Below are 18,867 nucleotides of genomic sequence, written 5' to 3' on the forward strand. Positions count from 1 at the left end.
TGTGGGGGGGGGCCGCACCCCCCCACCCCCCCCACCCAAACCCATCCCCCCACACAAAAACGAAATTTCTAACATTCGCCCTCCCCTGGGTGGGTCCCCCCGCTCCCACAAACAGCAAGGTAATCTGCAACGCAATCGCACTCGGAGAACTCCCATGCAACCCGACTTCTGGCTGCAACGTTGGCAGAACGGTCAAATCGGCTTCCATCGCAACGAGGTCATGCCACTGCTGCAGAAGCACTGGCCCGAACTGCAGCTTCCGCCAGGCAGCCGCGTGCTGGTGCCCCTGTGCGGCAAGACCCTGGACATGCACTGGTTGGCCGCGCAAGGCCACCGCGTCTTTGGCGTCGAACTGTCGCCGATGGCGATCGAGCAGTTCTTCGCCGAAGCCGGCATCACTCCGCAGCGCCACAGCAGCCCATACGGCGAGCACTACAGCGCCGGGCTGATCGAAATCATCTGCGGCGATGCCTTCGCGCTGGATGCGGACTTGCTGGGGGATGTCGCCGGTGTCTACGACCGCGCCGCCCTGATCGCCCTGCCGCCGCACCTGCGCCAGCACTACCGCGACACCTTGTACGGGCAGTTGCCGGTTGGTTGCCAAGGTGTGCTGATCACCCTGGAGTACCCGCAGGACGAGAAGCAAGGCCCACCGTTCTCAGTGGAAGAAACCGAGGTGCAGCGCTTGTTCGCCAGCCCGTGGCAAGCGGGCCTGCTGGAGCGTCGCGACATCCTCGATCAGCAGCCGGATTTCCGCGCCGACGGCGTAAGCGCGCTATCCACCGCCGTCTACAGGCTGCAGCGCCTGTAACGCCCGTAGTGCCGACCCATGGTCGGCAGGGGCATTACCGATAGACCTGACAGATGCCGACCATGGGTCGGCACTACAGATCAATGCGCCGCGGTGCCCTTGGCGTCCATCTTGCTCAGCTGGTACAGCTCAAGACCAATACGCTTGATCAGGCCCAGCTGCTTCTCCAGCCACCAGGCATGGTCTTCTTCGGTGTCACGCAGCTGCAGCAGCAGGATGTCGCGGCTGACGTAGTCACCCTGCGCTTCGCACAGCTTCACACCGGCGGCCAGATTGGCGCGCACCTGGTATTCCACCTGCAGATCCTTCTCCAGCATCTCCATCACGGTCACACCCGGCTCAAAGCCGTGCGGACGCATGTCCGGGTTGCCGCCGAGGAACAGGATGCGACGCAGCAGCGCATCGGCGTGTTGTGTCTCTTCTTCCATCTCGTGACCGATACGCTCGTACAGCGCCAGCAGGCCCTGATCCTCATAACGACGGGAATGGATGAAGTACTGGTCGCGCGCAGCCAGTTCGCCGCGCAGCAGCTCCTTCAGGCATTCAATGACTTCGGCTTTACCCTGCATGGGGGTGCTCCTGATGATTCGATGGTGCATAGGGTGCCCCATCTGAAAACCCAATGATCTAATCAGAATCACTTTCAGTTGCGATTCCCTCTCTTTCGGCTTCACAAGCTGTCTACAATCGCGACAGAACCGCTACCGGGGGTAGGCCTGTGCTGCGTTGGCTGCTGCGTTCGCTTTGGGTTGTATTGGGGCTTTTGCTGGTAGTGCTGCTGGTCATCTGGGGGCTGCTGCGCGGCAGCCTGCCGCAGCTGGACGGGGAACTGGCCCTGCCGGGGCTGTCGGCACCGGTCAGCATCCAGCGTGACGCGCTGGGGGTGCTCACCGTCGAGGCCGCCAACGAGACCGACATGGCTCGTGCCCTGGGCTATGTACACGCGCAGGAACGCTTCTTCGAGATGGACCTGATGCGGCGCTCAGCGGCCGGCGAGCTGTCCGAGCTGTTCGGCACCAAGGCCTTGCCACTGGACAAGCGCATGCGCGTGCACCGTCTGCGCGCCCATACCCAGCAGAACCTGGGCGCGGCCCTGGGCGACAAGCGCGGCGTGATCGAAGCCTACCGCGACGGCGTCAATGCCGGCCTTGCCGCCTTGCCGGTACGGCCCTGGCCTTATCTGCTGCTGCGCCAGCAACCGCGACCATGGGAGCTGGAGGACTCGGTGCTGACCGGGCTGGCAATGTATGCCGACCTTCAGGACCCGGCCAATACCCGTGAGCTGGCGATGGCGCGCATCCGCAGCGTGGTGCCGCCGGCGCTGTATGCGCTGCTGGCGCATGACGGCAGCAGCTGGGATGCGCCCTTGTTCGGCGGGCCCCGTGGCGATGCCGCCTTGCCGGACGCCGCTACGTTGGACCTGCGTGTTGCCGGTAGCGCGCCACCTGCGCCGGTCGCCGTAGAGTCTGAGGTCTTAGGAAGCAATAACTTCGCAGTAGCGGGCGCCTTGACCGCAGACGGCCGCGCCATCATCGCCGACGACATGCACCTGGGCCTGCGCTCGCCGAACATCTGGTTCCGCGCACGCCTGCGCTATGCCGATCCGACCGCCCCGGAAGGAAAGGTCGATGTCACCGGCTTTACCCTGCCCGGCCTGCCTGCAGTCATCGTCGGCAGCAATACGCGGGTGGCCTGGGCCTTCACCAACAGCTACATCGACACCGCCGACTACACCCATCTCCCCACGAATACCCCATTGCGCACCTTCAACGAGGCCATCGCCGTCGCCGGTGCCAGTCCGGAAATGCTGCTGGTGCGCGAAAGCGACTGGGGCCCGATCCTGCACGACGAACCCAACGGGCAGCTACTCGCCCTGCGCTGGGTTGGCCAGCAAGCCGGTGCGGTCCGCCTGGATTTTGCCGATATGGCCAAGGCCGCCGATCTGGATTCTGCATTTGCGGTGGCCGATCGCTCCGGCATCCCCGCACAAAATCTGTTGGTCGCCGACCGCAGCGGCCGCATCGCTTGGCGCCTGATCGGCGCGCGCCCCGCGCGTGACCCGAGCTGCCATGCCGACGCAGCGGCTCAGGCCAGCTGCTCGCCGTGGCCGATCCGCACCGATCAGGCACCAGCGCTGATCGACCCACCCGATCACCGCCTGTGGACGGCCAATGGCCGCGTACTTGATGGCGCGGCACTGGCCGAGGCTGGCGATGGCGGTTATGACTTCGGCGCACGCGCAAAGCAGATCCGCGACGGCCTGTTTGCCCACGAAAGCTTCAAGGAAAGTGACCTGCTGGCGATCCAGCTCGACGACCGCGCAGTGCTGATGGAACGCTGGTGGAAACTGCTGCGGCAGACCATCGAACACAGCGATGATCCGGCACTGAAACGACTGGAGGCCGCCAGCCGCCAATGGCAGGGCCGCGCCTCCACCGATTCGGTAAGCTACCGGATGGCGCGCGGTTTCCGCGGCATCCTGATGGACAACATGGAAGGCGCCTTGCTGGCACCAGCCAAGGAGCAACTGGGCGAGCGCTACATCGCACCCAAACTGGCCCAGTTCGAAGGAGTGCTGTGGCCCTTGCTCAACGAACGCCCACCGCACCTGCTGCCACCGCCTCACAAGAGCTGGGATGCGTTGCTGACCGACAGTGCCCGCCAGCTGGAAAACGATCTGGCCAAGCAAGGCCCCGATCTAGCCGATCGCAGTTGGGGCGAGCGCAACACCGCTGCCATCTGCCACCCCGTCTCGGCAGCGTTACCGAGCCTGTTCAAGCGCTGGCTGTGCATGCCGGCCCAGCCCTTGGCCGGCGACGACAACATGCCACGCGTGGTCGGGCCCAAGTTCGGTGCCTCCGAGCGCATGGTGGTGTCGCCCGGCCACGAAGCCGATGGCATCGTGCACATGCCCGGCGGCCAGAGCGGCCATCCGCTGTCACCGTTCTGGGGCGCAGGCCACGACGACTGGGTGGAAGGCCGGCCGACCCCGTTCCTGCCAGGTCAGCCCGCGCACAGTTTGAGCTTGAGCCCGCGCTGAAACTGCGGGAGCGAAGTAAGCCGCGAAGCTGGAATTAGTGGAACCCTCAATGTGTGTGCAATCTGATGGTGTTCCTGCTTCGCGGCTTGCGCCGCTCCCACAAACCGCGGATCTGCCTATCGTCACTGTCGCCCTTACTTCAACCGCACCGTCCACTCCACTTCGAGCTTGGCCTCGGCGTCGAACAGGCGACTGATCTGCACCCAGCTCGCGGCTGGATACTTGCCATCGGCGAAGAAGGTCTTGCGATCGGGAATAGCCTTGATCAAGCCATCCATATCGGTGGTGAACACCGTTTCCTTGACCACCTGACTGCTGTCCGCATCAAACTGCTGCAGGATCTCGGTGAGTTTGCCGTAGCAATCACGTACCGCAGCCTGCATGTCCGCGCCCCTGCACGGCACACCGGAAACATGCAGCGTGTCGCCATCGCGCACCACGCCGGTATAGCCGATATCCGTCTCCCAGCTGCCTAGTTGATGCCGCTCCAACGGCACCTCGTTCGCGGCCGCAACGAATGGACTGCTCAACAACCCCAGCATCAACAACGGCAATACGCGCATCGGAAATCCTTTTGAATTGAGAGGAACAACACCAACGAAGTACGTCTAAAACACACTCAGCCTGCCCTGCCCTTGCCGCGCGCACTCCAGCTCAGCAGCGGTCCGGTCATCGCCGTCGTCACCAAAGCCATGATCACCAACACCGCGAACAGGCGGTCGCCGAGCAAGCCAAGCTCATAACCAAGATTGAGCACGATCAGCTCCATCAAACCTCGGGTGTTCATCAACACACCCAAGCGCAGCGAATCGTGCGCCGGCATGCCCGCACTACGCGCGGCGGCAAAGGTGCCAAGCAGCTTGCCGATGCTCGCCACCGCTATCACCAGCAGACACAGCCACAGATCGCTGACCTGCAAGGCATCGGCACGCAGGCGCAATCCGGTCATCGCGAAGAACAGCGGAAGCAACAGAGTCACCGCCAAGGGTTCGACCTTGTTGATGATCAACTCGCGCAGCTGCACATTGGAATTCGCAGCGACACCGGCGGCAAACGCACCAAACAGTGCGTGGATGCCCAAGGACTCGGTCAACAAGGCACTGGCCAGTGTCAGCAACAGCATGCCCAGCAACCACGCGCCTTCGCGCCCGGCGGCAATCTGTTGCCGTGCGAACCAAGGCCGCACCACACCAAGCATCAGGCCGATGAAAACCGTCACACAGGCCAGACTGAAACCTGCTGCGCCCCAGCCGGCCGCCTGGGTGGCTGCGACGATCAACGCGAGCATGCACCAGGCCGTCGCATCGCCCAGCGCTGCGCAGGCAATCGCGGTCTGCCCCAAGGGACTGTGGGTCATGTCGCGATCGGCAAGAATGCGCAGCAGCACCGGGAATGCAGTGATGCTCAGCGAGATACCGATAAACAGCGCAAACGAAGTGAAGCCTACGCCGGCCGGGCCGTGCGCCGGAAACAACCAGATTGCGAGCAACACGCCACACAGAAATGGCACCGCAATACCGGCGTGACTGACCGCAATGGCAAAGCGTCGCCGCCCTTGCAACCGCCCCAGATCAAGCTCGGCGCCGGCAACCAACAGGAACATCAGCACACCGAGCTGACTGACCAGACCAAGCGGGCCCAGTGAACTGGCCGGAAACAGTGCGGCCTGCAGCTGCGGGAATACACTGCCAAACAGCAGCGGCCCCATCATCAAGCCGGCGGCCATCTCACCAATCACGGCCGGCTGGCCAAACCAGCGCAACATCCGTCCAGCCCCTTTGGCCACCAGCAGCAGTACCAGCAACTGCAGCAGGAACAGACCCAAGGGAGAACTCGAATGCAGTGCCGCCGAGCCGGCCTTGGCCGCCTGGTGCACCGGCGCCGGCACATCCATCCCGGCGTAGCGGGCCAATAGCAGCGCCGCCAGCAGCGGCAGCGCGGCCCAAACCAGGTAGAGCCAGCCCCAATGCACCCGCGAGCCGGGGCGATGCGTTCCTGCGTCCATGATCTTCCCTTGCGTAAGCCGGCGATGATACGGCCCACGGGTGCACCAAGGCAGCTGCAAACGCACGACCCGTACCATTGCGGGCCGTGCGCCGTCACTCAGCCCGCCAAGGCCTGCTCGTGCACACCGGCCACGGCACGGCCGGACGGATCGGCCATGCTGGCGAAGCTGGCATCCCAGGCAATCGCCGCCGGTGACGAGCAGGCAATCGACTTGCCGCCCGGAACCGTTTCCGATGCCGCATGGCTTGGGAAGAACTGCTCGAACACGTGGCGGTAGTAGTACGCCTCCTTGGTCTGCGGCGGGTTGTGCGGGAAGCGCTTGTCGGCGGCGGCCAGCACGCGGTCGCTGACCTGGGCTTCGGCATGCGCTTTCAGACCGTCGATCCAGCCGTAGCCGACGCCGTCGCTGAACTGCTCCTTCTGCCGCCACAGGATTTCCTTGGGCAGATAGCCTTCGAAGGCTTCACGCAACACCGCCTTCTCGATGCGGCCGCTGGCCTTGTCGACCATCTTGTGGCGTGCATCCATCTTCATCGCCACGTCGAGGAACTCGCGGTCCAGGAACGGCACGCGCGGCTCCACGCCCCAGGCCATCATCGACTTGTTCGCGCGCAGGCAGTCGTAGTTGTTCAGTGCATCGAGCTTGCGCACCAGCTCTTCGTGGAATTCCAGTGCGTTCGGCGCCTTGTGGAAGTACAGATAGCCGCCGAAGATCTCGTCGCTGCCTTCGCCGGACAACACCATCTTCACACCCATCGCCTTGATCCGGCGCGCAAGCAGGAACATCGGGGTTGAGGCACGGATGGTGGTGACGTCATAGGTCTCTACGTGGCGGATCACTTCCGGCACCGCGTCCAGGCCTTCTTCGAAGGTGTACTCGAAGCCGTGATGTACCGTGCCCAGCGCGGCAGCAGCCACTTCGGCGGCGGCCAGATCCGGCGAGCCTTTCAGGCCAATCGCAAAGCTGTGCAGACGCGGCCACCAGGCCTCACTCTGGCCACCGTCTTCGATGCGGTTACGTGCATAACGTGCGGCAACTGCAGCGACCAGCGACGAATCCAGACCACCAGAAAGCAACACGCCGTACGGCACGTCGGTCATCAGCTGGCGGTGTACGGCCCGCTCAAAGGCCTCGCGCAGCTCAACCAACGACACGTCCACGCCCTCGACCGCAGCGTAATCGCGCCACGGCCGCTCGTAATACTTGCTCAGCGTATCGGTGCTGCTGTCGTACCAGTGGCCGGGCGGGAACTGTGCGACATCGGCGCAGGTGTCGGACAGCGACTTCATTTCAGAAGCCACGCACAGCCGGCCCTGCTTGTCGTGGCCCCAATACAGCGGCACCACGCCGATCGGGTCGCGGGCGATGATCACGCGCTGCTTGGCGCGGTCCCATAACGCGAAGGCGAAGATACCGTTGAGCCTGTTCAAGTAGGACGCCGGCTCGTCCTCGCGGTACAGGGCGTTGATCACCTCGCAGTCCGAGCCGGTCTGGAAGGCATAGGGCTGGGTCAGTTCCTTCTTCAGCTCCTGGTGGTTGTAGATCTCACCGTTCACTGCCAGCGCCAGCTGACCGTCGTCGGACAGCAGCGGCTGCGAACCACCAGCCGGATCGACGATGGCCAGACGCTCATGCACAAGGATGGCGCCGTCGTCTACGTAGACACCGCTCCAGTCCGGGCCGCGGTGCCGCTGGCGCTGGGATTGTTCAAGCGCCTGCCGACGCAGCGCCTGCAGGTCGTCACCGGATTGCAGGCCAAAAATGCCGAAGATGGAACACATGGGAAAGCTCCTGGGTTGTGTGGGGACAAACATTGGAAGCAACGGCTTGAAGACCTGCAGCCGCTCGGTGTTCCCGCCCCGGCCACAAAAAAACCCGCATCGGCCGATGCGGGTTTTCTGGTGTCCTGAGCGTGTTGCCTGTTCTAGCTCTGGTCGCAGTCCCGCAGTGGCCGCGCACGATTATTCGCGCGCAGATTATTGCGGTTGTTATTGTTGACGGCGGTGGCCAGGAGCGAGGACATGGCGCTGACCGTATCCCGCTTTTAGCGGCTGCGCAACTGTTGCTTTGGCAACCGATTCAGCGGCCGGGCCGGCGCGCTCCGCGATAATCGTCGGCCGCCTTGCCCGGACCTGCTGGATGCCCCGTCCCACGCCCCGCGTGCTGCTGTACGCTCTGCCCCTGTTCACCTTGCTCGGTTGCGCGACTACGCCCAACACCCGCCCGCCCAGCGATACCGAACGCGCTGCGCTGTCCGCAGCCGCTGACGGCCAGTTCGATTCGGCCCTGCAGGTCGCGAAGATGTACCAGGCCTGGAACGATCGACGCGCACTGGATTGGTACGCGCGCGCAGCAGCGACAACGCCACGCACCCACCGCAGCACCGGCGCCGAGGAACAACTGGGCAGGATCCTTGAACGCGGCCGCCTGGACAGCAGCGATGAACCGCAGAAGCCGGAGGATGTTCGCTTCAAGCCATCGCCGCGCAAGGCATTGCGCTGGTACCAGAGTGCCGCTTACCACGGCTCGCCGTATGCCATGTCCGATCTGGCACGTTGGTACGAACGCCAAGGCGACATGGCTGGCGCTCTGCGCTGGCGTCTGCGCTCAGCGGTGTATATGCGTGAGCTGTACAAACTGGACGCATTGCGAAACGCAACCCTCGCCTCAACCGAAGCTGCGCGCCTTGCCTCCGACCAGCCCTCCACCAATGCGACCATCGCCCGCATCCAGCGCCGTGCCGCACGCGGCGATGCTGAGGCCCAGGTCGATCTTGGCGCCTTGCACGAAGCGGGCATCGGCATGCCAACGGATATGCGCGAGGCACTGCGCTGGTATCAGCACGCCGGCGAACAGGGCAATGTCTACGGCCAGTACTTCGCAGGCTTGGCCTTGGGTCGCGGTAGCAAGGGCCTGCAGAAGGACGAAACTGCAGCGGCAGCATGGTTCGCGCGCGCCAAGGCACAGGAGTTCTATCTGGCTGATGAGTCGTATTGGCGTCGGGCCATCGCGCCGCCATTCTTCATCTTCGAATAGATCAATCAGGTCTGTACACACAACATCCGCCGCGACAAGACTGCATCAGCAGATTGATGTCGCGCAGAATGACGCACTGGCACCTGCAGATTTTGACATGACAAACACCCTGGTTATCCGCGAAGAGACGATCGACCGCGCACGCATGCAGCAGATCATCCGTGCGCATCCGCGTGCAGCGGTTTTCGAATCCTGCACGCTGGACGAAGGTGATTTCTCACGACTGGACATGGACGGCTACCAGTTCAAACAGTGCTCGCTGAGCAAGGCAAACTGGCTGGCCGCATCGCTGGAAGAAAGCCAGTGGCAGAAATGTCGTGGCAGCCAATGTGATTTCAGCTCGGCACAGCTCAGCGATTCACGCTTCGATCATTGCGACCTCAACAACAGCTTCTGGCGCCGCGCCACGCTGTCGTCGGTGCAGTTCAAGGACTGCAAGCTGACCGGCGCACACCTGCAGGAAGTAAGCGGTTGGGCATTGGATTTCCGCGACTGCCTGCTGGTCAGCGCCGACCTGCGTGGAATGTCATTCCGCAAGGCAGAACTGGAGGGCATGGATTTTTCCGATGCCGACCTGTCCGGCTGCGACTTCCGCGATGCCGTGTTCACTGGCGGCAGCCTGCGCAACGCGCAGACCCGGCTGACCCGATTCGAAGGCGCCGACCTGCGCAATACAGATATCAGCGGGCTCAACGTGATGGACGCCAAGTATTTCAAGAAAGCGGTGATCTCACAGCGGCAGGCTGCGGCGGCGCTGGCGGCGTTTGGATTGATTGTTGATTGACTCCAGAGCCGTCGGCCAGACGGCTTTGCTGTACTTACAGCGAGAGGCTGTAAGCATGAAATTCGGCATCAAGCACCCAGCCCTCGGATACATACAGCGCCTGTGCGGATTCATTGCTGACAGCCGTGGACAGTGAAAGTCGTATTGCCCCAACCGCACGCCCATAGTCTGCCGCAGCCCCCAACAGCTGGGCGGCAACCCCGGCACGCCGCGCCTCAGGAACTACAAACAGATCGTTGAGGATGAAGCTGCGGGCCGCGGAAACGGACGAAAAACTGGGGTAGAGCTGTGTGAATCCGACTGCAGCACCGCTGTCCTGGAGCGCAAGAAAGATAACCGACTGGTTGTGCTGGAAGCGCTCCAGCAGGAAGGCGCGCGCCAGCGCCAGATCGCTGGGCTTGCCATAAAAGACCCGATAGGCGTCAAAGAGCGCAACCAGCGTCCCTATATCCGCAACGCTGGCTTGCCGTATCTGAAAACTCTGTATCTGACTCATGTCTTCCTTGGACCAAGGTCTGAGTTAAGCCGATGTGGCGGAGCAGCGCCACGCTTGTGCGAGCAACACAGGATTCTTCAGTTCGCATCGATCCTCTGGACCGTGAGCGACTTTCATCCAGCCAAACTTGAAGCGACATCCGACGCAGGCACTATAGCCATAGGCGCTGCTCTGTTGGAAGATTTGGTTCCGACATGCGCTAGCGACGCTGCGCCGGCAGCCACTATCGGCTACGCATCTTCTTGAAGGCTGGCAACATCCACCCGATTCCGCCCGTCACGCTTGCCCCGGTATAGCGCCTGATCGGCGCAGCGCACCAATGCCATCGGGTCTCCCTCAGATACAGGGGTGCACACCGCCACGCCGACACTGATCGTCACCCGCTGACCTGCCGCACCAGTCACCTGCTCCACCGCGCTGCGTAGGCGTTCGCCACGCGCAAGCGCCGCCTGCTCGTCGCAACCCGGCAGGATCAGCACGAACTCCTCGCCGCCGTAGCGTGCGACCAGCTCTTCGGCCCCGGTTACCTGCGCGGCCAGCGTCTGCGCCACGCGTCGCAATTGCAGGTCACCGACATGATGCCCATGGGTATCGTTGAACTGTTTGAAGTGATCCACGTCGATCATCATCACCGCCAACGGCTCCTGCCTTTCCACGCAGCGCTGCCAGGCGCGCGGCAAGGCTTTCTCCATCGCGTGGCGGTTGGCAATCCCGGTGAGCCCGTCGGTGACCGCCAAAGCCGTAAGCCGGGAGTTGGCACTCTGCAGCTCGGCCGTGCGTTCGCTGATCTTCTGTTCCAGCAGGCGGTTCTGTGCGTTGATGGCGCGCGTGCGCAGACGCACCACCAACACAATGAGCAACAAGCCGGCTACAGCAAAAGCAACCCGCACCCACGGTCGCTGATACCAGAACGGCGCGACCTGCAGCCGGTAGCGCATCGTCTCGGTCGCCGCGCCACCCAATACCCGCGCCTGCAACTGGAATACGTACGCCCCAGCCGGCAAGCGCTGGTAGGTCAGCTCGCGTCCGGCCGCCCAGGGCGACCACTCATCGTGGTAGCCGGCCATCCGATAACGGAACTCGACCTCCGGCTCCATGCTCTGCACACCGAAGCGCAAGGCCAAGCCCGCACCGGCTGGCAGCCGTGGCACCGTGTGCGGCGACAACGGCAGCAACACTGGCGGGTGATTCGGGCCTTGCAACTCGACGCGATCAAGCCGCGCCTGCGGTGCTGCTGCGGTGGATTCAACCGCGGCAGGATCCAGCTGCAATACGCTGTCGCGAGTGACCACGCGCAGTTGCCCATCGCCGTGTAGGGCGACCGTCATGAAGCCGGGCACACGACTATCGCTGACCTGCTGTAGTTGGAACGTGCTGGTACCTGGCTTGCGCCACCACAACTGCCGTGCCGTCCAGGCGAAGCTTCCCTTGGCATTGTCCTCGCCTTCCAACTCCATGGGTGCCTGCAGTCCCGCGAGCACGGGCAACTCGGCAGCAACAAACCGTTCACCCTTCAGTCGATGCACATGCTGGCCGGATATCGCGTACAGCACGCCATCACTACGGAACAAACGGGTGCCTTGCCCTGCCGCGACAGGCAGACCCTGCGCCGCCCCAAAACGCTGCTCCGCGAGCAACTGGCCACTATCCGCCGCGAAACGCCAACGCCTCACGCCACCGCCTGCGTCACCAGCCGACAACTCGCCGGCGGCGCCTTCATATAGCCCGTCAGCCGCACGGGTACCGATCTTCCACTGCGCCTGCACCTGCCAGCGCCCGCTGTCTTGGCCAAGCACGATGATTCGACTGTTGGTTACCGCGAACATGCGTTTGGTGTCGAGCGCCGAGGGCAGCAGCTTGCCGACACTGTCACCCAGCACCGAGGGCAGCAGCCGCCGTGGTTGAGTTTGGCGGGGATCGAGCACCGCCAGGCCGTAGCGATCCCCGATAAGGAGTCCAGCGTTTGTCCCTTCCAGCGCGAAGGTCTCCAGATCGCGGCGCGACCACTGCAGTTGCGAGAACATCGGCGTACCCGCCGCAGAGGGCTGCGCGCTCCACACACCCATGCTCGCCACCCATAGGCGGCCGTCATACCAGGTGCTGTCGAAGACGCGTCCGCTCAGCCCATGCAGGCGCCCATAGCGCGTCCACGGCAGCGACCAGCGCAGGCGTGCGATTCCATTTTCGCCGGAGATCCATACCGCACCTTCGCGATCTTCCACCAGATCGTGCATCTCGCCCGCACTGGCAGCGAAACTATCGAGCAGGCGCAAGCCAGGCGAGAAGCGCATGATGGTGCCGTCGAAGCTGCCAACCGCGAAGCCACCGTCGGCCAAGGCAATGCCGGTATAGGGCTGGTGCAGACGAAACGCCGCGTCGGCCTCGGTGTCGAGCTTGCGCAGACGCTTGCCATCACTGAAATGGAAGCCGTCGGCGGCAGCGAACAACAGGCCGCCGCGATACGGCCAGGCAGCGGGGACACGCAGCTTTGCGAGTGCCCCGGTACCTTCAACCAGAGCCATCGCAGCCCTGTCCACGCGGTACAGACCTGCGTCCGGCACCCGGAAGTAGAGGGTGTCGCCCGCCACCAACGGGCGTGTACGCGCGCCGACGGGAAGCTGCAGCCGGCTGGTGCTGCCGTCCTTTTCCAGCACGAACAAGGCCCCGGCGCTGACCGCATGCACGCCACGCGCAGTTTCCCCCAACGAAAAGACTTCGATCGGCCCCTGTACCAAGCCCGCACTGGCCAAGCGTGGCAGCAGATCGACAAACCGATGGCTGCCATCGGGCTGCGGCAGCAGCCGCCCAAACACGCCCGCACCCGCCGCATAGATGCTGCCATCGCGGGCCAGCATGATCGAGTACACCGGCGCTTCGCCCGACGCCTCCAGCAGCTCCCACACGCCGCTACGGAAGATCATCACCCCTTCGCCACTGGCCGCGTAAAGATTACCTGCGCGGTCAACGACCACGCCTGGATAGGTTGGCGACGCCGGCAGCTGGCTCACCCCGAACTGCCGCAGCAACGGCAAGCCATGCATCGTGGTATTGGCGTGCGCGAGCGGCAACACGCACGCCAGCACAAGGGCTATCAGCCCATTAAGGAACCACATTTGAACCCTGTCCATCTCGCCCCCCCGGCAAGATTGTGCACCCGCACCGTAACAGTTCAGTCCAGCAGTTTTTCGATCAGCTTCCGGTACAGGTCAGGCAGCGCTTCCAGGTCGGACACGCGCACATTCTCATCGACCTGGTGGATGCTGGCATTCACCGGCCCCACCTCGATGCATTGCGCGCCCAGGGGCGCGATGAAACGGGCATCGGAGGTCCCACCGCCGGTACTTTCTTCCGGCGCGGCACCGGCGAACTCGGCCAGTACGTCACGGGCAACACTGCGCAGACGGCCTTCCGGGGTATAGAACGGTTCGCCGCTACGGTGCCAATGCAGGTCGTAATCCAGCCCGTGACGGTCCAGCAGCGCGCCGATCTCGGCTTCCAGCTTGTCCGCATTCCAATGCGGGTTGTAGCGCAGGTTGAACATAACCTGCAGCTCGCCGGGGATTACGTTGTTGGCGCCGGTGCCGGCGTTGATATTGGAGATCTGCAGGCTGGTGGACGGGAAGCTTTCGTAGCCGTCGTCCCAATGACGGGCGGTCAGCTCAGCCAAGGCCGGCGCGGCCAGATGGATGGGGTTCTTTGCCTTGTCCGGATAGGCCACGTGGCCCTGCACGCCCTTGATGCGCAGCTTGGCCGAGAGGCTGCCACGACGGCCGACGCGCAGCAGGTCACCAAGCTTGGCCGTGGACGAAGGCTCGCCGGTGATGCACCAGTCGATGCCCTGCCCGCGTTCGACGAATAGTTTGGCAACATGGCGCACGCCATCGATGGCATCGCCTTCCTCGTCACTGGTCAGCAGCACCGCCAGCGTGCCGGGATGGTTGGGGTGCGCGGCAACAAACTGTTCGGCCGCCACCACAAAGGCGGCGACGCTGCCCTTCATGTCGGCAGTGCCACGCCCGTACAGCACGCCGTCGCGCACTTCCGGCTTGAACGGGTCGCTGCTCCAAGCCTCAACCGGACCTGTCGGCACCACGTCGGTGTGGCCAAGCAACACCAGGACCGGCGCACCGCTGCCGTGGGTAGCCCAGAGATTGTCGACCTCGCCCAGTCGCAGGTGCTCGCAGTTGAAGCCGGCGGCGTTGAGGCGGCCTGCGATCAGTTGCTGGCAGCCGGCATCTTCCGGAGTTACCGAGGGGCGGGCGATCAGGTCGCAGGTCAGGGCTAGTACGTCGTTCATGGGGGCCTTATGGATCGGTGGCTTCGCGGCTTGGGCCGCTCCTACATGTGGTGGCGGATCAGGCGATGTTGAAGCGGGCTTTGAAGCCGTTGTCGCTGAAGCCTTGGCTCAGGGCGCCGTCGTCGGTGATCACCAGCGGCCGTTTGATCAGCTGCGGGTACTCGCGCAGCAGCAGCTTCCACTCGGCATCGGACTCGGGCGACTTGCGGCTGTCCGGCAGCTGCCGCCAGGTGGTTGAGGATTTATTGATCATCGCGGCGAAGCCGCCAGCCTTGCCGGCCCATTCGAGCAGGGTTTCCGGGCTGGGCTTGTTGTCGCGGTAGTCGACGAAAGTGTAGGCGACGTTGAAGCGATCCAGCCACTTGGTGGCCTTCTTGCATGTGTCGCAATTTTTTAGTCCGTAGATCGTGGTCATTGCTCAAAGCTCGCGGTGATGTGCTCCCCTCTCCCGCTTGCGGGGCGAACCCGAGTCGCTTGCTAACCAAAGGTTCGCGACTCGGAGAGCGCACTCGCGTCAGCGCGAGGGCCGGGGCACGGAGTGAGGGGCTGGGGGTGAGGGGAAGCTTCTAGCTAGTAATCAAAGCTCCCAACCCGCAGAGCAAGAGCGAAGCTAAAGCTCCCCTCATCCGCCCTGCGGGCACCTTCTCCCGCGCGCGGGAGAAGGGACGGCGCTGCACCTCCGGCTGGATTAGTCAGCCAACCCGCGCAGCAGATCATTGACGCTGGTCTTGCTGCGGGTCTTGGCGTCCACCTGCTTGACGATCACCGCGCAGTACAGCGAATGCGTGCCGTCCTTGGACGGCAGCGAGCCGCTGACCACCACGCTGTACGGCGGTACATAGCCATACGTTACTTCGCCGGTGGCACGGTTGTAGATGCGGGTGCTCTGGCTCAGGAATACGCCCATACCGATCACGCTGTGGTGGCCGACAACCACACCTTCCACCACTTCCGAGCGCGCGCCGATGAAGCAATGGTCTTCGATGATGGTCGGGCTGGCCTGCAGCGGCTCCAACACACCGCCAATACCGGCGCCGCCGGACAGGTGGCAATGCTTGCCGATCTGCGCGCAGGACCCCACCGTGGCCCAGGTATCAACCATGGTGCCCTCGCCGACGTGGCCGCCGATATTGGTGAAGCTCGGCATCAGCACCACGTCCTTGCCGAAGTGCGTACCGCGGCGGGCGATCGCACCCGGCACCACGCGTACGCCGGCCTGGCGGAAGGCGGCTTCGTCGTAGCCTTCAAAACGCGACTCGACCTTGTCCCAGAACGGTGCCGGGGCGCCGTCCATCACCGCCATATCGTTGACACGGAAGTACAGCAACACGGCCTTCTTCAGCCACTCGTTGACCTTCCAGCCACCGTTGCCATCGGGCTCGGCAACACGGAATTCGCCGGACTCCAGGCCGTCGATCACGCGGTTGACCAGCGCACGGGTCGACCCTTCGATCTCGTCCATGGTCAGCATGGTGCGGCGCTCAAATGCGCTTTCAATACCGAACTTCAGCTCGGCCACGCCCGGCGCCGGCGGCTTGCGCAGGCTGCGCGGGCCCACCGACGGCGTCACCGGCTTGGTCGACTTCGGCTTGGTCGACTTCGGCTTGGCAGCGGCAACCTTCTTGACCGGTGCCTTAACCGTCTTCGCAACAGGCTTGGCGGCCGGTTTGGTCGCTGCTGCGGCCTTTTTCTTCGGCGCTACGGCCTTGCTCGGCGCAGCCTTCTTGGCGGTGTTCTTGGTCACGGTGTTCTTGGTTGCGGGCTTGCTTGCCATCAGTGGGGGTCTCCTGGCTTGTTGTCGGGATCCAGGCAGGCCAGCAATGCGTCACGCAAAGCCTGCATGGAGGTTTCGGTAAGGGGGTGATCGTGGCGATCGGTAAGTTGGAACTGATCCTCGGCGCGCTCGCCGAAGGTAGCGATGCGTGCATCCTGCACGCGCAGGCGCTGGTCACGGAGCACGTGCGCCACATCGGCGAGCAGGCCGGGGCGATCCGGCGCCACCAGATTCAAGACGGTCCGGCCTTCATGGCTGGCGTCGAGAAACTCGATGCGCGGGGCGAAGCGGAAGTGTTTGAGCTGGCGTGGCATCACCCGCCGCGAGGGGCGCAGGGCCAGGATATTGCCGGCCAGCGCCTTGCGCAGCACGGATTCCAGACGCGCGGCGTCGCCATCGGCAAAGCTGCCCGCAGGCGTGACTTCGAAGGTATCGAAGATGGTGTCGTCAGGGCCGTCGAGCACGCGTGCGCGGTGAATACCGTAGCCGGCGCGATCCAAGGTCATCACGATGGCAGCGAACATGCCGTCGCGGTCCGGCGAGTGCACAAACACTTCCAACGCATCACTCTCCGGCGTGATCCGCCGCACCTTGACCAAGGTGCCGCCCTTGTGGATTTCCACCAGCGACGCCGCCTGCCATACCAACTGCTCGGGGCGGAAACGCACGAAGCTTTCGTCAGGCATGGCTGCGAACTGGCGGTCGATCACCGCATCCTCATGGCCAAGCAGTCGCATCTGCTCGCGCACGTTATCGCGCGCTTCCTGCACCCGCTCCGCTTCCGGCAAGGGGTGCTCCAAGCCCTCGCGCAGCGCGCGGCGGGTGGCGAAGTACAGGTCGGCCAGCAGCCGGTCCTTCCACGCGTTCCACATCTTGGGGCTGGTGCCGGCGATGTCGGCACAGGTCAGCAGATACAGGTAATCGAGACGATCACGGTCGCCAACCAGACCGGCAAAACGGTGGATCACTTCCGGGTCGGTGATGTCCTGCTTCTGTGCAGTGATCGACATGCGCAGATGCTGTTCGACCAGCCACGCCACCAGCTCGGTGTCGGAGCTGCTCAAGCCATGTGCGCTGCAGAATTCACGCGCATCCACCGCGCCCAGTTCGGAATGATCACCACCACGGCCCTTGGCAATGTCGTGGAACAGGCCGGCCAGCAGCAGCAATTCCGGCTTGCGCAGGCGCGGCCAGACTTCATGCGCGATGGAGAAGCGCTCATCGGCGCGGCCGCTGGCAAACAAGGCCATGTTCCGCAGCACCATCAAGGTGTGCTGGTCCACCGTGTAGACATGGAACAGGTCGAACTGCATGCGCCCGGACACCGCTGCGAATGCAGGAATCCACTGCCCCAGCACGCCAAGGCGTGCCATCCGTGCCAGCGTATCGACCGCGCGTGGCCCACGCAGCAAAGCCATGAACTGCTCGCGGACGGCCTCGTCCACGGCGGTAAAGGCGGGAATTTCGTCCAGCATCTCGGCCAGACCGCGTGCGGTCATCGAGTGCAGGCCGCGCACGTCGGAGGTACGCGCCCAGCAGGCGAACAAGGCAAAAATGCTGCGGATGTCGCCATGCGGCCACAGCGGATCATCGGCAGACAAATAACCGCGGCGCAGCGAGAACCCCTCGCCTACCGGCAGCGGCGTGGCCTCGCCGTCAAACTGCTCTTCAAAGCGTTGCAGCAGGCGATCGCTGATGCGGCGGATCACCGTCGCGCTGCGATAGAAGCCCTGCATCATTTTTTCCACGCCCAGGCTTTCAGCGTCGTCGCCAAAACCCATCCGCGCGGCCAAGGTCTTCTGGTAGTCGAAACGTAGCCGCTCTTCCGGGCGCTGAGCGACCAGATGCAGACCAAAGCGCAGCCGTGCCAGTACCAGGCGCTCGCGCTTCAGTGCCGCCGCCTCGTCCAGACCAAGATGGCCCAGCCCGACCAAGGCATCGATATTGCTGACGCCGAAAGCGCGCAGCGCCATCCAGCCCAGCGTATTGAGATCACGCAGACCGCCCGGGCCGTCCTTGATGTCCGGCTCGAGGTTGTCGGCGGTATCACCAAAACGCTGGTGGCGCGCCAGCAGTTCTTCGCGTTTGGCAAGGAAATATTCGCGCGGCGGCCATACCAGACTCGGCGCGATCGCCCGCGCCAAACCATGCTGGGCGGTTGCATCAGCTACCAGCGGGCGCGCCTCGATCAACGCGGTCAGCACCGTCTGATCGGCTGCAGCGTGTACACACTGCGTTGCCGAGCGCACCGCATGGCTGGCCGGCAAGCCGGCATCCCACAACAAGGCGAACAAGCGTGCCAGTGCGGCTTCGTGGCGCTGCTGCACTTCGGTTTCAGCCAGCACCAGCAGGTCAATGTCCGAGCGCGGGAACAGCTCGCCACGGCCGTAGCCGCCGACCGCGAACAGGGCCAAACCAGCCGCTGCGGGAATGCAGCGCTGCCAGGCTTCAATGATCAGTTGATCGACCGCGCGCGTGCGCAGGCCGGGCAGACGTTCGACATTGTCGGTCTGCTCGAAGCGTTTGCCCAGGCGGGCATCGGTATGGGCAAGTGACTGCCGTGCATCGGCAGCCCATTGCGCGTCACCGGCAGGATCTGCCGGCGTGTCCAGAATCGGGCC

At 63.9% G+C, this 18,867-nt stretch carries 14 protein-coding genes; 4 read left to right on the forward strand and 10 right to left on the reverse strand.

The features are described 5' to 3' along the window. The first annotated feature begins 154 nt into the window (after positions 1-154). Complete coding sequence (locus ACVOLZ_RS13900; protein WP_481516682.1) at positions 155-811, forward strand: thiopurine S-methyltransferase; 657 nt, start codon at positions 155-157, stop codon at positions 809-811. A gap of 80 nt (positions 812-891) precedes the next feature. On the opposite strand, the gene ACVOLZ_RS13905 is transcribed toward ACVOLZ_RS13900, so the two are convergent. Continuing rightward, a complete protein-coding gene (locus ACVOLZ_RS13905) occupies positions 892-1,380 on the reverse strand; it encodes a bacterioferritin (protein WP_481516683.1) in 489 nt (162 codons plus the stop codon). Between the two features lie 149 nt (positions 1,381-1,529). On the opposite strand from ACVOLZ_RS13905, the gene ACVOLZ_RS13910 reads away from it, so the two are divergent. Continuing rightward, positions 1,530-3,851, forward strand: coding sequence for a penicillin acylase family protein (locus ACVOLZ_RS13910; RefSeq protein ID WP_481516684.1), 2,322 nt, complete (start codon positions 1,530-1,532; stop codon positions 3,849-3,851). A 134-nt stretch (positions 3,852-3,985) separates the two neighbouring features. Here ACVOLZ_RS13910 and ACVOLZ_RS13915 read toward each other — a convergent pair whose 3' ends face one another. The 3 genes from ACVOLZ_RS13915 to asnB all read right to left on the reverse strand — a co-directional run bounded on the left by ACVOLZ_RS13915 (position 3,986) and on the right by asnB (position 7,640). Then, positions 3,986-4,414, reverse strand: coding sequence for a RidA family protein (locus ACVOLZ_RS13915; protein WP_481516685.1), 429 nt, complete (start codon positions 4,412-4,414; stop codon positions 3,986-3,988). A gap of 56 nt (positions 4,415-4,470) precedes the next feature. Next, a complete protein-coding gene (locus ACVOLZ_RS13920) occupies positions 4,471-5,856 on the reverse strand; it encodes a cation:proton antiporter (protein ID WP_481516686.1) in 1,386 nt (461 codons plus the stop codon). A gap of 98 nt (positions 5,857-5,954) precedes the next feature. Next, positions 5,955-7,640 carry an asparagine synthase B gene (gene asnB / locus ACVOLZ_RS13925; RefSeq protein ID WP_481516687.1) on the reverse strand — a complete coding sequence of 562 codons (1,686 nt, stop codon included), beginning with the start codon at positions 7,638-7,640 and terminating at the stop codon, positions 5,955-5,957. A gap of 358 nt (positions 7,641-7,998) precedes the next feature. Between asnB and ACVOLZ_RS13930 the strand changes: the two genes are divergently transcribed. Together ACVOLZ_RS13930 and ACVOLZ_RS13935 are read left to right on the forward strand one after the other, a co-directional pair. Next, the gene (locus tag ACVOLZ_RS13930; RefSeq protein WP_481516688.1) at positions 7,999-8,895 is read left to right on the forward strand and encodes a tetratricopeptide repeat protein; all 897 of its coding nucleotides are present in this window, start codon (positions 7,999-8,001) and stop codon (positions 8,893-8,895) included. A gap of 97 nt (positions 8,896-8,992) precedes the next feature. After that, positions 8,993-9,679 (forward strand): pentapeptide repeat-containing protein, encoded by a 687-nt coding sequence (locus ACVOLZ_RS13935; protein WP_481516689.1) that lies wholly within the window; start codon positions 8,993-8,995, stop codon positions 9,677-9,679. 34 nt (positions 9,680-9,713) lie between these two features. Here the strand turns inward: ACVOLZ_RS13935 and ACVOLZ_RS13940 are convergent, their stop codons facing one another. From ACVOLZ_RS13940 to ACVOLZ_RS13965, 6 genes are all read right to left on the reverse strand, one after another. Then, on the reverse strand, positions 9,714-10,175 hold the full coding sequence (locus ACVOLZ_RS13940; protein WP_481516690.1) for an N-acetyltransferase family protein: 462 nt from the start codon (positions 10,173-10,175) through the stop codon (positions 9,714-9,716). 230 nt (positions 10,176-10,405) lie between these two features. Then, entirely contained in the window at positions 10,406-13,288 is a 2,883-nt protein-coding gene (locus tag ACVOLZ_RS13945) for a diguanylate cyclase (RefSeq protein ID WP_481516691.1), read from the reverse strand. Between the two features lie 56 nt (positions 13,289-13,344). Beyond that, positions 13,345-14,472: a succinyl-diaminopimelate desuccinylase gene (dapE, locus tag ACVOLZ_RS13950; RefSeq protein WP_481516692.1), complete on the reverse strand. Its 1,128-nt coding sequence runs from the start codon at positions 14,470-14,472 to the stop codon at positions 13,345-13,347. 58 nt (positions 14,473-14,530) lie between these two features. Further along, positions 14,531-14,887: a Spx/MgsR family RNA polymerase-binding regulatory protein gene (locus ACVOLZ_RS13955; RefSeq protein ID WP_481516693.1), complete on the reverse strand. Its 357-nt coding sequence runs from the start codon at positions 14,885-14,887 to the stop codon at positions 14,531-14,533. Between the two features lie 273 nt (positions 14,888-15,160). Beyond that, positions 15,161-16,246: a 2,3,4,5-tetrahydropyridine-2,6-dicarboxylate N-succinyltransferase gene (gene dapD / locus ACVOLZ_RS13960; protein WP_481516694.1), complete on the reverse strand. Its 1,086-nt coding sequence runs from the start codon at positions 16,244-16,246 to the stop codon at positions 15,161-15,163. After that, a complete protein-coding gene (locus ACVOLZ_RS13965; RefSeq protein ID WP_481516719.1) occupies positions 16,246-18,861 on the reverse strand; it encodes a [protein-PII] uridylyltransferase in 2,616 nt (871 codons plus the stop codon). The genes dapD and ACVOLZ_RS13965 overlap by 1 nt, the downstream gene beginning before the upstream one ends. Between the last annotated feature and the right edge of the window lie 6 nt (positions 18,862-18,867).

The sequence above is a fragment of the Stenotrophomonas sp. STEN020 genome (assembly GCF_056760195.1).

Coding starts and splice junctions, on each gene's coding strand:
- ACVOLZ_RS13900 (WP_481516682.1), top strand. CDS start 155: ATGCAACCCGACTTCTGGCTGCAACGTTGGCAGAACGGTCAAATCGGC.
- ACVOLZ_RS13905 (WP_481516683.1), bottom strand. CDS start 1,380: ATGCAGGGTAAAGCCGAAGTCATTGAATGCCTGAAGGAGCTGCTGCGC.
- ACVOLZ_RS13915 (WP_481516685.1), bottom strand. CDS start 4,414: ATGCGCGTATTGCCGTTGTTGATGCTGGGGTTGTTGAGCAGTCCATTC.
- ACVOLZ_RS13920 (WP_481516686.1), bottom strand. CDS start 5,856: ATGGACGCAGGAACGCATCGCCCCGGCTCGCGGGTGCATTGGGGCTGG.
- asnB (WP_481516687.1), bottom strand. CDS start 7,640: ATGTGTTCCATCTTCGGCATTTTTGGCCTGCAATCCGGTGACGACCTG.
- ACVOLZ_RS13930 (WP_481516688.1), top strand. CDS start 7,999: ATGCCCCGTCCCACGCCCCGCGTGCTGCTGTACGCTCTGCCCCTGTTC.
- ACVOLZ_RS13935 (WP_481516689.1), top strand. CDS start 8,993: ATGACAAACACCCTGGTTATCCGCGAAGAGACGATCGACCGCGCACGC.
- ACVOLZ_RS13940 (WP_481516690.1), bottom strand. CDS start 10,175: ATGAGTCAGATACAGAGTTTTCAGATACGGCAAGCCAGCGTTGCGGAT.
- ACVOLZ_RS13945 (WP_481516691.1), bottom strand. CDS start 13,288: ATGTGGTTCCTTAATGGGCTGATAGCCCTTGTGCTGGCGTGCGTGTTG.
- dapE (WP_481516692.1), bottom strand. CDS start 14,472: ATGAACGACGTACTAGCCCTGACCTGCGACCTGATCGCCCGCCCCTCG.
- ACVOLZ_RS13955 (WP_481516693.1), bottom strand. CDS start 14,887: ATGACCACGATCTACGGACTAAAAAATTGCGACACATGCAAGAAGGCC.
- dapD (WP_481516694.1), bottom strand. CDS start 16,246: ATGGCAAGCAAGCCCGCAACCAAGAACACCGTGACCAAGAACACCGCC.